7 protein-coding genes are annotated in these 16,207 nt (G+C 44.4%); all 7 read left to right on the top strand.

The window, feature by feature from the left end; all coding sequences use genetic code 11:
* Window positions 1-301 precede the first annotated feature (301 nt).
* Window positions 302-1,150: a transposase gene (locus tag DOZ58_RS07780; protein WP_162624474.1), complete on the top strand. Its 849-nt coding sequence runs from the start codon at window positions 302-304 to the stop codon at window positions 1,148-1,150.
* 19 nt (window positions 1,151-1,169) lie between these two features.
* Window positions 1,170-2,708, top strand: a complete 1,539-nt coding sequence (locus tag DOZ58_RS07775) for a YifB family Mg chelatase-like AAA ATPase (protein ID WP_111887793.1) — start codon at window positions 1,170-1,172, stop codon at window positions 2,706-2,708.
* Between the two features lie 8 nt (window positions 2,709-2,716).
* Window positions 2,717-3,838 (top strand): DNA-processing protein DprA, encoded by a 1,122-nt coding sequence (dprA, locus tag DOZ58_RS07770; RefSeq protein WP_111887792.1) that lies wholly within the window; start codon window positions 2,717-2,719, stop codon window positions 3,836-3,838.
* A 168-nt stretch (window positions 3,839-4,006) separates the two neighbouring features.
* Window positions 4,007-4,603: a polyhedral envelope protein gene (locus tag DOZ58_RS07765; RefSeq protein ID WP_111887791.1), complete on the top strand. Its 597-nt coding sequence runs from the start codon at window positions 4,007-4,009 to the stop codon at window positions 4,601-4,603.
* Between the two features lie 72 nt (window positions 4,604-4,675).
* A complete protein-coding gene (locus DOZ58_RS07760) occupies window positions 4,676-6,676 on the top strand; it encodes a hypothetical protein (RefSeq protein WP_162624473.1) in 2,001 nt (666 codons plus the stop codon).
* Between the two features lie 238 nt (window positions 6,677-6,914).
* Window positions 6,915-12,080, top strand: a complete 5,166-nt coding sequence (locus DOZ58_RS07755) for a leucine-rich repeat protein (protein ID WP_111887789.1) — start codon at window positions 6,915-6,917, stop codon at window positions 12,078-12,080.
* A 168-nt stretch (window positions 12,081-12,248) separates the two neighbouring features.
* Window positions 12,249-15,905 (top strand): X2-like carbohydrate binding domain-containing protein, encoded by a 3,657-nt coding sequence (locus DOZ58_RS07750; protein WP_111887788.1) that lies wholly within the window; start codon window positions 12,249-12,251, stop codon window positions 15,903-15,905.
* The last annotated feature ends 302 nt before the right edge of the window (window positions 15,906-16,207 follow it).

Raw genomic sequence — 16,207 nt, 5'->3', positions numbered from 1 at the left:
GACCCTGAGTTTTTATTCGAAAAGAGTAAAGCTTGCTAAAAAAATCAGCAGGAATAGATATACGGTGTAGAAACAGAGTACCGAGACGATTCGGGTTCTTCGGGACCCGGATCGTCTTTTTTATTTTTTGAAGTGGCTGAAACCGACAATCTCAAAGATGATTCAGTCACAAGTCTTGTTGTAGATGAAATGACTTAATCGTTAAGATCTGTGTTATTTATTTCAACCTTTAATTGCAAACGCTTCCAGATTTTGGTAGAATATTACTAAAGTGAGGGGTGATTATTTGGGCAGAAAGCCAATGTTGGAGTATAGCGGCGGGGTCTATCATTTGATCCAGCGAGGAAATAACCGGGAATTTATTTTTAACCGCAATGAGGATAAGGAATATTTTCTGGAACTGATCCGCGAGGTTCAGATCATCATGGGGTTTGAGTGCTACGGTTTTGTCATCATGGGCAATCACTATCACTTGATTTTTAAACGACATGAGGTTTCAATCAGAGATATTATGCACCGGATCAACTCACATTTCAGCCGTTACTATAATCAGAAAAACAAACGCACTGGTCATGTTTTTGAAAATCGCTACAAAGGCTACCCTGTCAGTGATGATCGCTACCTGCTGTCACTACTTCGATACGTTCATCAAAATCCGGTGGCTGCAAAAATTTGCGGTCGGGTTTGTGACTATCGCTGGAGCAGTGATCAATACTATCGAAAAAACAATGATCTTAGTCTGGTGAACATCAATTTTGTACTGGGTATTTTTTGCGAAGAGCGCAGCAAAGCGATTCCGGCCTATTGTGAGTTTATGGATGCTGACAAACTGGAAATCCCGGTTGATTTTGAAGTACTTCCCAGAAATGAACCAGATAAAAAAACGGCTGAAGCGAACCCTCTGATTAAATCAGTCGATGATCGGGAGGATCATAAAAGCCAGTTAAGTCTGGAGAGGCTCTTAAAGGATGTTGCCGGTGATGAAGAAATATATCAGGCCATCAAATCAGGTTCCCGAAAACGGGCTCTAAGTGTTTTTAAAAAGAATTTTATCAAGCTGGCGATTAAAGAAAACTACACCATGCGAGAAATCGGAGATTTCATTTCAGTGAGTGAAGTGGCAGTCTATAAAATGTCGATAAAAGATTAAAGGGCGGTCAGGAGGCGTTATGGCATCAATTGTAAACAGTTTTGCGATTTCAGGGGTAGAGGCGTATCTCGTCGATGTTGAGGTTAAAACAATTACCGGCCAGCCGCTGATTGCCATTGTTGGTTTGGGTGATACCGCGATCAAAGAAGCCCGAGAGAGAGTTGAAGCGGCCATTAATGACAGTAAATATAAGTTTCCCCAGAAGAAGGTGGTTATCAACCTGGCTCCAAGTGATCTTAAAAAAAGTGGATCACATTTTGATTTAGCGATCGCTATCGGCATTTTGATTGAAACCGGTCAGCTGGTGCGGGTAAAAAAAGAGAAGTTCGGGATCATCGGCGAACTGTCATTAAATTCCCGGCTGCGCGCCTGCTCAGGAATCTTACCAATGGTGATTGCCGCCCGGAATGCCGGTGTTAAAAACATCATTGTTCCCCTGGATAATATCCAAGAGGCATCTCTGGTTACGGGAATACAGGTTTTTGGTTTTGATGCGCTAAAGGACGTGGTTGATTTTTTAGAAGATAAAAAAGTCTATCAGCCGAATAAAAAAAATAGCATCGCCGCCGCCCAGGATGACATCGATGGCATCGATTTTTGTGATGTCCAGGGACAGGATGGGTTGATTGAATATATTGTTGTGGCCGCTGCCGGTGGACATAATCTACTGATGATTGGATCGCCTGGCTGCGGGAAGTCGATGATTGCCAAGCGGATACCGACCATTTTACCGAGTATGACTGAAGCAGAAGCCCTGGAAGTGACAAAAATTTATAGCGTTGCGGGTATTTTAAAAGAAAAGAGCGGCTTGATAAAAAAACGGCCGTTTCGATCGCCCCATCACAATGCGTCAACCAACTCACTGATTGGCGGTGGTAAGGATGCCACTCCGGGTGAAATTTCTTTGGCTCACAATGGCGTGTTGTTTTTGGATGAAATCGCCGAGTTTGGTAAAAATACACTGGAATCGCTACGACAACCGATGGAGGATCAGCGGGTGACCATCTCGCGGGTCAAGTATACGAATACCTACCCGGCCAGCTTCATGTTGGTGGCTGCTATGAACCCTTGTTCCTGTGGTTATTATGGCACTGAACGCTGCAAGTGCACGGATTATGAAGTGATGAAATATCGTCAGAAAATTTCCGGGCCGATCATGGATCGGATGGATATTCAAAAATACGTGCGACCAGTTGATTTTATCGATTTGTCCAACGATTATCGGGGGGCTACCTCTGAAAGTCTGAGACAGCGGGTTGAAGCTGCTCGAAAAATACAACAGCAGCGATTTGCTAAAATGAAAGGGATCAACTGTAACGCCCAGATGGGAAATCAGCTGATTAAAGAATACTGTATTTTGGAAGATGACGGGAAGAAGCTGTTGATGATGGCTTATGAACGGTATCAGTACAGTGCCAGAGCTTATCACAAGTATCTCAAGGTGGCCAGAACCTTTGCCGACATGGATGGATCAGTAAAAATTCGCAAAAAGGATGTTGCATTGGCGATAATGGCCAGAGATTTAGAAAAGGATCGGGCCGGGTTGACGGTTCTGTAAGGTGAAAAATGGAATACTGGATCTGGCTAACCGAACTAAAGGGCATCGGCCCCATCACCCAGAAAAAATTACTGGACTATTTTAAAACGCCCGCTCGCATTTATGCGGCAGCTGAAGAAGAACTGCGATCCGTTCCGGGAATTGGTTCTTCTCTGGCGCAGTCAGTTTGTCAAGCCCATTCATTGGATGGGGCTTTTTCAGTTATGGATGAGTTAGCAAAGAAAAAAATGAAGGTGCTTGTATATGATGATCCCTTATATCCGGAACTGGCAAAAGCGTGGCCGGAAGCACCAATCGTTCTTTATTATAGGGGTACGATTCGAAATAATAGCATTGGAGTTGGGATTGTTGGTTCCAGACGCTGCTCGCTTTATGGCAAGCAGGTGGCAGTAGAAGCGGCTGACTACCTGGCGCATCAGGGCATCCCGGTAATCAGTGGCCTGGCTAAAGGCATTGATGGTTATGCCCACACCGCTTGCCTGAAGGCGGGCGGTTACACGATGGCATTTTTAGGAAATGGCCTGGATGTTTTTTACCCCAAAGAACATCGGGAGTTGCAGGCAGCCATTAGTGAAAATGGAGCGGTGATTTCTAAATATCTGCCTGGCACAACACCAAGGCCGGAAAATTTTCTCCAGAGAAATGGGTTGATCAGCAGCTGGAGTCAGAAACTGCTGGTGGTGGAAGCGGGGCGAAACAGCGGTGCCTTGAGCACCGCTTCGTTCGCTAAAGCACTGAATCGGGTTATCTTGGCACCGCCGCATGAAATTTATTGCGTGAGTGGCCAGGGAACGAATCAGTTACTTAAAAATGGTGCTTCGCTGTATCTAAAACCTGAGCAACTAAACTTGCAGGATCTAATGGAGAAGCCGGTTTTGACCCGAACCAATAAAACGAGTGGACAAATCGCAAATGCTACGGTCAATCATTCACAGAATCAGACGGAGAGAAAACTAACGCCCGATGAATCTAAGATCCATGCACTTTTGATCAACTCAGAAAAAACCATCCAACAGCTTGAAGCACTGACGGGAATCAATCAGGTGTTGCTGATTGAGCAGCTGGCGATTATGGAGCTGGAGGGATTAGTGGTATTATCCAGTAATGGGAGCTATTGTTTAATCAATTGATTTAAGGGGAACATTTCAATTAGAACATACGGTGCCGGTCACTTAAATTGATGAGCGGGATGGTTTAGAAACTAAAAATAGATTCTATTTGGCCTTGAAATAGTGTATAATACTAGCAATAGAGTAATTTTGAACGACGATTATTTTTAATAAAAGGCAGGTGAAATCATGACAAATGATGCATTTCAACAGATTGTCCTGGAAAAACTGGGTCAACTCGAAACCGGTTTAAATGGTATGAAGTCGGAACTCGGCGAAGTCAAAAACGATGTAACGGGTATCAAGACTGAGCTAGGCGAAGTCAAAAACGATGTAGCTGGTATCAAGACTGAGCTAAGTGAAGTCAAAAACGATGTAGCGGGTATCAAGACTGAGTTAGGCGAAGTCAAAAACGATGTAGCTGGTATCAAGACTGAGCTAAGTGAAGTCAAAAACGATGTAACGGGTATCAAGACTGAGCTAAGCGAAGTCAAAAACGATGTAACGGGTATCAAATCTGAGCTAAACGAAGTCAAAAACGATGTAACGGGTATCAAGACTGAGCTAAACGAAGTCAAAAATGATGTAGCGGGTATCAAGTTTGAGCTAGGCGAAGTCAAAACAAAACTCGATGCAGTCTGTGAGCAAACAGCGGTTTTAACAGAATTTAAGACCGATACAGCGCAGCACTTTGCCGATATCAAGGAAACCCTTGGGTTTGTGTTACATAAAGAAATCGAAAATGAACGGGAATTATATGTTTTGAAGATGAAGCAAGTAAAATAAAATTTTGTCAGTCCTTGCAAGTCGTCGTGATTCTTTTTTGCCTTGGGTGAAATGAAGGGAATTGTTATAAATATGAAAAAGAAATTATTGAGTTTGATTATTGGCTTATGTATCGTGTCTGCAGCGTTGTCAACCACTGTTTTTGCAGAGGAACCGGAGAAAACAGATGACGGATTTGGGGTTACTTATCGTACTCACATTGAGAACGAAGGCTGGGCTCAGGGGTGGATCAATGACGGCAATCTATCGGGATCAGAAGGCAAGGGACTGCGTCTGGAAGGAATCGAAATTGAATTAAACGGTAGCGTGCCCGATGATTTAGATATTCAATACCAGACACATATTCAGAACAAGGGCTGGTCTCAGAGTTGGGTGTCAAATGGTGATCTGTCTGGATCAGTGGGCGAAGGTTTAAGATTGGAAGCCATTGAAATCAGATTGATGGGAACCGACGCAGCGGATTATTCCGTTAAATACCGTACCCACATTCAAAATGAAGGTTGGAAACAGGGCTGGGTAGCTGATGGTACCTTATCTGGATCGGAAGGAAAGGGTCTACGTCTGGAAGCCATTGAAATCATGATCGTGGAAACGCCGGTTAAGGTTGCCTATGACAAATATCTTACCGTTCTTGCTCAGGTAAAAGAAGCCGATTATACTACAGTTACTTGGGCGGCCTATAAAAAAGTCGTGGATGCTAATGTGGTAACAAAGTCAGATATTGCCAACAAGATAACTGAAGCAACAAACGCGATTGAAAAAGCCCAGGAAAGCCTGGTCAAAAAGGCTGATCTGGATGTGTATTATGATGTCCTGGACACGGTTAAAGAAGCAGACTATACGCCAGAGTCATGGGCTGATTATCAAGCTATTGTTGACGCTAATGTGGTGACTACAGAGGATACCCAGGCCAAGGTCGATGCGGCGACGATTGCCATCATCAAAGCTCAGAAAAATCTGGTGAAGTATGCCGAGATGACCGCCTATAATGCCGCAATAGCCGCAATAAAGGAAGAACAGGTGAAGTCTGGCTGGTCAACCTATAAAGCAGTATTGGATGCCAATGTGGTAACACGGACAAACACCCAAACGGAGGTGGATGTGGCTACCGCAAATATTCTGGAAGCGCAGAAAATGCTGGTGCTTTATTCTGATTTAGCAGGTTTTAATGAAGCGATATCAATTTACGTGCAGTATGGTGCTGATGCGGCCAACGCACCTTATACTTTGGCGACCTGGAATGCCTACACTGCAAAATGCGAAATCTATGGCAGTTTGACAAATGGGGTGTGGGTATATGATGTGATCTCAAAAGATACCCTACAGGCGACTATTGATACAGCCACCGCTGACATAAATGATGATGTTGCAAAGCTCGTAAAAACGGCTGATCTGACCGCGTTTAATGCCGCAAAAAACATTAAAATCTCAGATGGACCCTATACCACGGCCTCGTTTACTGCTTATACAAATGATAACCAGGTTAAGGCCATTACAAGTATACCAGCTGAGACTCTCAAAGGCTATTCACAGAGTGTGGTGGATGGCTACACCGAAACCTTGCTTGCGCTTCAAAATGGCATTCTGGTTTTAGGCGCTGATCTGACCGCCTATAATGCGGCCTTACTGGCGGTTGTGGAAGCCAATTATACGGCGCCTTCATGGTCGACTTATCAGGCTGTAGTGATGGCTAATGTGATGACCGCTGATAATACCCAATCGGCAGTGGACTCCGCAACAGCAAAAATAGTTGCGGCTCAGAAAAATCTGATTTACTCCGGAGCGTATGTTATCTCCAAGGCTAAAATAAACACCTTTAATTTTGGGGTACAAACTGTGGGGGACAATATCCTGACCCGAGCGGGAGAAATGATGACCGCGGCAGGAATTGATAACGCAGATTATACCATCAGTTTTACTCGGATTGATTCGGGAACGGCAGTGATTGATCCAATAACCGGTTTGATAACGGATGTGGGCGACACCGTAGCAACAGTGACCTTTACGATCACCCCGGTTGATGGCGGAGTCGCTGCGACAACAGCTGATACAAATATATTTATTAATCCATAAACAAATTGAATCTAAAAATTAAAGCAGTGAATTCTTAGTGCAATTGTTCGGAGTAGCCGGGCAATTGCACTTTAAATTTATACTAAAATTTACTAAACAAATAGACAAGTAATGTCGATATCCTTATTGCACGATATGCAATAGAATGGATTAATCGATGAAATTCGATAATTAATGTGGTGACTTTACATAAATTGAAATAACGAACCAGAATTTAAGCAAGAAAGTGAGAGGGAAAATGAAGAAAAGACTCAAACAAAGCGTATGTCTGTTAATCAGTACGATGCTGATTATTGGTAGCTTGCCGATTGGCGTGCTGGCGGAGGAATTAAACCAACCGACCCAACCAACCCGGACAGAAAGCGTGGACAATCTGATTGAAAAGGCTTTTGAGCCAACTGAAACGGAGACGACGGCGTCCCCCGAAGCAGAAGTGCCGGAGACGGAACCAATCGCTCCCGACACGGATCAGAACGTTCCCGAGGAAGAGCCTGTTCTGACACCCCCTGAAGTTAACCAGAGCATGAATAAATCAGAAAGCCTGGCGGCGTCTGAAACCATGGAAACGATGGCGACCTCTGGTGATTATGACTATGATGTAATTGATGGTGTTGCGACCATCACAAAATACAGTGGCAGTGATCCAACGGTAAGCATCCCCGCTAACTTGGCCACTTATAAAGTGGTGGCGATTGGCGCTGGTGCTTTTAATGGCAACACAGATGTCCAGAAGATCATCGTTCCGATGACCGTCACCACCATCGCGTCTGGCGATGCAACCGCATCCTACACCTTTGGCAGTTGCAGTAGTCTTACCGAGGTAGTGATTCCAACCAGTGTAAAAACCATTGATGCTTACGCCTTTAACGATACAAGTGGGGTTAAAATCTCAGGTTACAAAGATTCCCAGGCCGAAAAATATGCCTTTGAGCATGGAATAACCTTCAATACCTTAAGCTTCGGTGCCACATTAACATCAAGTTTGCCATCGGGACAAAATATCAATACCGACATCACCCTGACTGCGGCAGCAACGGGTGGAACCGGCAGTCTGAGTTATCGATTCTCATACGATTTAGTCAAACTAGATGGAACACGCGTACCGGGTAATACCATACAAGATTGGTCCACGGTTAGCACAGCTCCGTTTACACTGTCTGAGGCTGGCATCTATACCTTTTATGTTGAGGTGGAGGATGGCGCGAATGTCACATGCAACACGATTATTGACAGCTATAAGGTAATCAACCAGCCACTTGTTGATTTTAATTCAAGCGTTTCATCCCCCCAGTATATCAACATTCCCATAAAATTTACTGCGACGGTAGCCGGCGGAACGGGACCATTTAGCTATGAGTTTTATCATACGATTGGTACCCAAACCATTGTTGATAAAACGGAAGCCAGTACATCTGCTACGTCGATGAACTGGGAAACAACGGGCCTAACCGAATCTGGCATTTATACCTTTTATGTAAAGGTAAAAGATGATCAGGGGCTTGAAACCATCAAAAAGATTACCGATTATAAAATTTATGACTATCTCAAAGTTGATGATTTTAAAGTTGATAAGGCTTCACCCCAGGAATTGGGAACCGAACTTAAACTGACTGCCACGGCTTCCGGCGGAAAAACCGAGAGCGAGTATAAGTTTTCTTATACAGTAGATGGAACAACCGAAGTGATCCAGGACTATTCAGATCAGTCCAGTATTACCTTTACGCCACCAAAGACCGGAACCTATATCTTTACAGTGGCGGTTACCAATGCTTATGGAGCGGTAAAATCGCTAGAAGTTACCGGGTATATTATCCAGGATACCCCGGAAATCGGCAACTTTACTGCCGCCAAAGATGATGGATCATTCTTCTATCTTGGCGATTCAGATGGTGTAATTCTTAACGCGGAAGCAGCTTCAGGTGGAACAGGAGCTTACACCTATAAGTATTTTTATCAAATCGGTACAGATGCCAAAACTGAAATTACCGCTGCTGATAGCACCAAGAACAGTTATGCGTTTTTCCCCCTAACCGCAGGGACCTATACTTTTTTTGTGGAAGTGTCAGATGTCAATAATTTAACTGCTAAACGACAGGTTAGCAATTATGTGGTTTATCCTGAATTAGAGGGAACACTGACCTTTGATACCCCGCAAAGCCGTGAAGCTACGGTAAAGTTCACCGCTAACGCAAGTGGTGGGAAATCAACCTACAAATACCAGTTTTTTTATAAATTAAAGACAGAAACCGACGATCAATACATTCCCATGTCATTAGAACCAACATCGACTAAAACGATGAGCAAATTTTTCGGTGAACATGGCGATTATGAGATAAAGGTGGAGATTAGCGATAGCAACGGCGTGCAAACGACAATAGAAGAAGACTTAACAATCAATAATAACCCCTTGATTAGTGATTTTAAAACGACTGGCGATGTCTTTTATGTTGGCACACCCATAGATATAATAGCTGAAGTCGATCCCGTTATTGCCAGTTCAACTCTTATTTTAACCGGAAAGATCGGGAGTAGTTTAATCACCATTCCCAATTCTGAGATTACCACGGTAGCGACTACCAATACATTTACTTTTACACCAACGACAGCGGGCACCTATACTTTTACCGTCACCCTGAAAAACCCGGATGGGACAATAGCTGATACCAAAACCATGAGTTCCATCAAGGTTCTGGCAGCTCCATCAGCCAAAGCGGTAAAGGTCAGTAAAACCAGTGGCGTACTATTGGGTGATGTGGTTAAACTGACTGCCAGTGGAACCGGTGGGAAAGCCGCGTATCAATATAAGTTTTATGTCAAAAAACCCAGTGATATTAGTCCGATAGCTATCAATACAACTTTTGCGACAGCAAAGACAGTCAATTATCCGATGACTGAAGTAGGTGAGCACATCTTCTATGTCGAAATCATGGACGCCAATAATCAACCGAGTGGCAATATCGATGAGTCAGCCAGTGTTCCGGTTAAGGTCACTAATCCGGCGGTGATTTCGGATTTCAACGCAGATAAGGTGAAAACAGACCCCGCCGACACAGCAGTTGTGTACCAAAAGGATTCGGTTCAGTTGAGTGCGAAACTGGAAAATGCCAAAGGCGATGGTGATCTGAGTTGTGTTTTTTCCTACAAACAGGGAAGAAGTTGGGTGAAGATTGGTGACACTGTCAATGTAGCAGGAACAGGAACCAATCGGGTCGCGCTGGCCAGCGCCAAATTTGTGCCACCAATGGCAGGAAGCTATACCCTGATGGTGGAAGTGACCGACCAACAAGGAACCAAGGTGACTAAAAAAATTACCAGTTACAAGGTTTTATCGCTGGGAACCGCCAAAGCGGTTAAGCTTAGTAAAACCACTGGTTTACTACTGGGGAGTACCATCAAACTGACCGTTTCAGCCAGCGGTGGAAAAACCCCTTATACCTATGACTATTATGTAACCGGACCGGATGGGGTTGAAACAGCGATTGTCAGCACTAAGGATAAAACGACATCATACCAATTAAATGAGGTCGGTAACTATACATTTTCCGTAAAAGTAACTGATTTAAACGGTATTGTACTGGCAGATACAGTAGATACAATTAGCCAGACGGCGGCCGTGACCAACCCGCCGGATCTTAAACCCTTAACCGTTGAAAAAGATCAGAGTGTTGGCTCACACACCGCGACACCAGTAGCCTATGAAAATGATACCTTAATTATTACGGCCGAGAAAAATGGATCAACAGGATTTCAGGATATTACCTATGTTTTTGAGGCCAAACAGGGACGCACTATTGTTGATAAACAGGAACAAACGAATAACGGTGTTTTTGAATTTGATAAAACTAAACCAGGAAGCTATACCTTCACGATCACCGCAACTGATAGTATCGGCTCTAAAGATGTAGTAAAAAAATCCAGTTACAAGGTTTTATCGGATGTCACCACCAAATCGATCAAGGCGAACAAAACAACCGATCTGATTGTCGGGGATATCATTAAACTGACAGCTGCTGGTAGTGGTGGGAAAACCCCTTATACCTATGAGTTTTATTATTATCTGGATGGCGGAACAGTCCCACAGGCAGTTCCCAGTAGTAATCCGAAGTCAAAAACCGTAACCTTTGCGATGCCAACCAAGGGCAATTACAAATTCCATGTCATTGTCACTGATGCCAATGGTGTGAAATGTACCAATTATGATAACCAGGATGTCAGTGCCATCGCAACGGTTGGCAATCCGCCGGTGATTGAAAGTTTGACCCCGTCAAAGGCCAAGGGTTCAGCAGTTTATCCGGGTGATGCCGTTATTCTTACAGCAAAAGTAAAGTCGGGAACAGGATTGATTGACCCGGAATTTGATTTTTATTACATGCAGGGGAGTAATCGGGTGACGATTCCAATCACCACCCCAAGTACAACAGCCGACCCTTATACCGCAGCAGCAACCTTTACACCAACGTTAACAGGTTCCTATAATATTTGTGTGGACGTCTTTGATGGAACGAATACGGCTACCTATAAAATCAGCGGCTATAAGGTGTTGCAGGGGCTGGCAGTAAAGAGTTTTAAGACCGATAAGCTTTCTGGTGTCAACATTGGAACAACAGTTAAGCTGACTGCTGCCGCTACTGGTGGCAAAAGCCCATATTCATACGAGTTTTATTATTACTATCAGGACGAAACAACTCCACAGACAATCAAAGCCTATTCAACCAGCAAAACGGTTAACTTCATTCCTCAGCAACCGGGCTTCTATAGCCTTCATGTCCGTGTGAAGGATGCGACTGGTAGAGTGTGTACAGAAGATTACGAAGGCAGTATTCTAGACTTTGAGGTCGTTGATCATCCGGTGGTTAAATCTTTTACAGCAAACCTACCATCCGGACAATATGTAGAAACCCCGATTGAGTTGACAGCAGCGGTTGTTGGCGGGAAAACACCGTACACCTATACCTTTTCTTATCAGTTAAACGGTGGAGCAGTTACCCCGATTGAGTCAACAGATAATAAGGCTGTCTTTACCCCGACACTAAGTGGTACCTATACCTTTATCGTGACCGTACAGGATGATAATGGCAGTCCACAGGCAAAGAGTAAAATTGAAAAATATATGGTTTATGCAGTGCCGAGTCTCAAGACTTTTACGGTTGCTAAGGATACCATCGTTCTAGGCAGTTCGGTATCGTTAAGAGCAACGGCTGAAGGCGGACTGAAGCCCTATAAATACAAGTTTACTTATTCTAAAGACGGCGGAGTCGAACAGACAATTCGGGATTATTCAACCACTAGCGCCATCTATTATGTTCCCAAAGAAACGGGTACTTATACGGTAAAGGTCTATTTACAGGATAAGAATGGCCGAGAAGCTGAACAAGAAGGGGATAAAACCATTACGGTTAGTTAAAACCCCGTAAACACCTGGGATATGTACAGTCGCTTGTGTTCTAAATTAAAACAAAAAAACAGTCCGTTTTAAGCTGATTTTGCAGTCGGGCTGTTTTTTGAGTGTTGTAGAGTTGAAAATGAGACTGAATAGTCATCGATAGTTATGTTGAAATAGAAGGGAGTTAATATGAAAAAAAGGAGTCTGCGAATATTAGAAATTGTGATGATGCTATTATTGGTATTTTCTGGCAATGTTATGGCTGAAAACGAAATGTCGTCTCAGACAGATTTAACCGCAAGCAAAGAGCTTCTTGGGATTACCACCAGCCAGGTAACAGGGATTACATATCGAACCCACATCCAGAATGTCGGCTGGGAAAGTAGCTGGCAGACCAACGGGCTGCGATCTGGAACCGAAGGACAGAGCTTGAGATTGGAGGGAATTGAAATCAAGCTTACCGGTGATGTACCGGATGGCGCAAAGATTGAGTACCTCACCCATGTCCAGAATCAAGGCTGGGAAAAATACTGGTCGAATAATGGCAATTCCGCCGGTAGCCAAGGAATGAGTCTGCGGCTGGAAGGCATTCGGATACGCCTGGTTAATATGCCCGATTATTCAATTGAATATCGCACTCATATTGAGAATGTCGGCTGGGAAACCATTTGGGCTAAAGATGGCGAAAGCTCAGGAACCGAAGGCAGGGGTTTGCGGCTAGAGGGAATCCAGATTCGGATTAGCAAAGAAGATGCCGATTTGACCGACTATAATAAGGTGCTGGCAGTGGCTAAAGAAGCAGCGCGTTCCGATTATACCACCTATTCGTGGTCGAACTTACAAACGGTTATCAATGTCAATGTTATGACGGTTAAAAATAACCAGACTGAAGTCGATGCTGCAACCAATGCCATCAAGACAGCGTACGACGCACTAGAATCATTGACGGCAGCCAGGGTTTATGACAGCGCCGGAACCTATGGTATAACGGGGAGTATGGAAACGGTTAATCAGGATGTGGTCATACAGGCGAGTGGGGTAACTTTGCAGAATATGCGCATCACAGGAAATCTGATCATCTCCGAAGAGGTTGGATTGGGAACCGTAACGCTAAATAATATTGTGGTTAGTGGAGAAACGTACGTTCGTGGTGGCGGGAAAAACAGCATTCATATCAATGGCGGAAGCTATAAACGGATCACCATTCAGGAAACAGCCAGTGGTCAGGTCCGAATTGTTGCAAAAAATGCGGCGGGATTGGATGTGATAATTTCTGAGGCGGCCAGCGGTGAAGAGCTGATCCTGGAGGGTGACTTTGATCAGATTACTGTAAATGCAGCTAAAATGAAGCTGTCAACCCGAAGTGGAACAACCATAGCGGAGATGACCGTGACGCGGGCTGGTGCAGGTAGCCAAATAAGTCTTGACAGTGATAGTCGAGTGGAAAGTATGATTTTTAACGGCAAGGCAGATGTCAAGGGACAAGGGGCAATTGGTGAGTCCCTGGTTAACGCCGATAGCGTAACCTATGAGAAAGCACCGGAAAAACAAACGGTGGGAAAAACAGTCAAGATTCCACCGGTATCACCGCCGATACTGGTTTCAGGCGTTACCTTATCGGCTTCTGACGGAGCCACCAGTCTTGTGAAAGGCAAAACCCTACAGTTAAGCGCAACGGTGAGCCCGACAAATGCAGCCAATAAAAGTGTGACTTGGTCAGTCATAAATGGAACTGGTAGCGCTACGGTTTCAAGTTCCGGTTTGGTGACAGGGGTTACAAATGGAACGGTGACAGTGAAAGCTACAGCAAAAGATGGTACCGGCAAAAATGGCACGTTGAGTCTGATTGTTCTGGATTCGGCTTCCGGCACGATTGAAACGGCGTCGTCGATCATTGCTGGTGCGGTTGATCCGAGTTTTGAGATCAACCTGATAAATGATACCTTTACAACAGCAGCAACCACAGTTAGTAACTGGACGATCGCGATGGGATCAAGCGGTTTATCAGTTGCTTCGATTACCCGAAATAGTGATACCCAGCTCACCATTAATACGACAGGGACAGCAGCGGTTGGATCGATTTCTTTCACGGCTAAAGCTGGGGCCTTATCAAAAAATATGGTAAGTAATGCAGTATCGATTGTGGTCAGTCCCATCAAAGTCGGCAGTATTGTTGTTATTGGGACGGGTTCAGCCACAACCGTCTCCAGTAACAGCAGTCTCCAAATGATGGCCACGGTACTGCCAAGCAATGCCGCAAATAAAAATGTGGCTTGGACGGTAACAGGCGGAACCGGAACAGCGACGATTTCGTCAACCGGGTTGTTGATTCCCGCTCAGGCCGGTACGGTAACAGTGCGGGCAACAGCAACAGATGGTTCGGCTGTCTACGGGACGGCTGTTATCACGATTCAGGCAATTAGTCCCGGAGAAATTACCAGCACCACCAGTATTTCAATTGGGGCAACAAACCCAGCGATCGTAGTGACACTGACCAATGACACTTACTCAACTAATGCTGCTTCAGTGGCATTGTGGGATATTAACGCCGGTACAACCGGGCTGACAATATCAGGGGTAACACGAAACAGTAATACTCAGGTCACCATTTCGACATCAGGTGTAGCCCAGGATGGGATCATATCAATTCAGGCCAAGGCTGCTGCGTTAACAAAAGCGGCAGCCAGTAATCCCATAACCATTACGACCGGGAAAATCACCTTAACCGGGACAACCATTTCCGGCAGCCCGGTTGTCGGAAATGTGCTAAGCTCAAACCTGACACCGACCGGGGCGGCGGCAACCTACCAGTGGCAACGGTCCGACAACGAAAGTGATGGCTATAGTGATATAAGCGGTGCAGATTTGGCAACCTATACGCTGGTCAATGCCGATGAAGGTAAGTACCTTCGGGTTACTGCAACCGGCACCGGAAATTACGCCGGTGTGGTAACAAGTGCGGCGGTTTTAGGTGTCAACCCGGCAACGGTGTCGCCAACGGTAGCAACCTTTAACAAAGCGGCACAGGCTGATATGGTGATTACCCTGACGCCCAACGGAAAAATGGTCACCAGTATCAGCGATGGCACCAATACCCTTGAAAAAGATACCGATTATACCGTCGTTGATAATACCTTTACCATAAAAAAAGAGTATCTTGAAGCCAAAATAAATGGAACTGTGACGTTGACCTTTATTATGAGCAATGGCACAAATCCCAGTGTCGCAATTACGATAACCGGGGTGTTACCGGGTGATGCAGCGGTTACACCAACGATCGCCAGCTTTGATAAGTCATCCCCGGTAGATCTGATATTTACCCTGACTCTTAGCGGACGAACCTTCACAAAGGTCAGCAATGAAGCGACCGATCTTGTTATTAATACAGATTATACGGTGAGTGGAAATGTAGTGACCATTAAAAAAGACTATTTAACTAGCAAAAATGCTGGTGACCTGACGCTAACCTTTGTAATGAGTGGCGGCATAAATCCGACCGCAACCATAACCATTAGTGAGGATTTGACAGCACCAGTCTTCGTTACTGATTATCCGAAAGCAGTGAACATTTTGACAACAAGCCTTGATTTGCAGGTTAAAATGAACGAACCTGGGACCGTCTATTACAAGGTGGTGGCAAATAATAGTACCGCACCATCGGTTGATGAGGTCATATTAGCAAATAATCCGATTACGGTTTCAGGAACCGATGAGGTTAGCCTTACGATAAATAGTGGGCTTATAGCCAACACCGATTATGATATCTACCTGGTTGCTCAGGATGATGAAACAACACCAAATAGACAGGCGAGTGTCACAAAGCTTGAAGTCACAACCGCATCATAACTAAACGGTGAAAGCAATACATTCTTCAAACAAAATGACAGAGCTAAAAACATCGTTTAGGTGGGGATATTTAGCAAAAAAAGTAAGCAATCAATTTATGGTTTTTGCGCAAATAAAAAAGGATATCTTTCGGTATCCTTTTTTGTTAAAGAAAAATAGAGTTTTGTCGATTACATAGGTAAGCGTTTATTCTTGGAGATTTAGAAAGTGCTTTTTGTAAGCAGGAAAAGTGATGCAATCATGTGATGATCTCGATCAGGGATTGCAAATGCGCTTAAAAACGTGTAGAATTGAAGTATAAA

The organism is Acetobacterium sp. KB-1 (assembly GCF_003260995.1).
In the GTDB taxonomy this organism is placed as follows: Bacteria; Bacillota; Clostridia; order Eubacteriales; family Eubacteriaceae; genus Acetobacterium; species Acetobacterium carbinolicum.
This window is presented reverse-complemented; position numbering and strand designations above follow the sequence as displayed.

Excerpts from the sequence above, each read along its gene's own strand:
- DOZ58_RS07780 (WP_162624474.1), top strand. The coding sequence starts at position 302 with ATGTTGGAGTATAGCGGCGGGGTCTATCATTTGATCCAGCGAGGAAAT.
- DOZ58_RS07775 (WP_111887793.1), top strand. The coding sequence starts at position 1,170 with ATGGCATCAATTGTAAACAGTTTTGCGATTTCAGGGGTAGAGGCGTAT.
- dprA (WP_111887792.1), top strand. The coding sequence starts at position 2,717 with ATGGAATACTGGATCTGGCTAACCGAACTAAAGGGCATCGGCCCCATC.
- DOZ58_RS07765 (WP_111887791.1), top strand. The coding sequence starts at position 4,007 with ATGACAAATGATGCATTTCAACAGATTGTCCTGGAAAAACTGGGTCAA.
- DOZ58_RS07760 (WP_162624473.1), top strand. The coding sequence starts at position 4,676 with ATGAAAAAGAAATTATTGAGTTTGATTATTGGCTTATGTATCGTGTCT.
- DOZ58_RS07755 (WP_111887789.1), top strand. The coding sequence starts at position 6,915 with ATGAAGAAAAGACTCAAACAAAGCGTATGTCTGTTAATCAGTACGATG.
- DOZ58_RS07750 (WP_111887788.1), top strand. The coding sequence starts at position 12,249 with ATGAAAAAAAGGAGTCTGCGAATATTAGAAATTGTGATGATGCTATTA.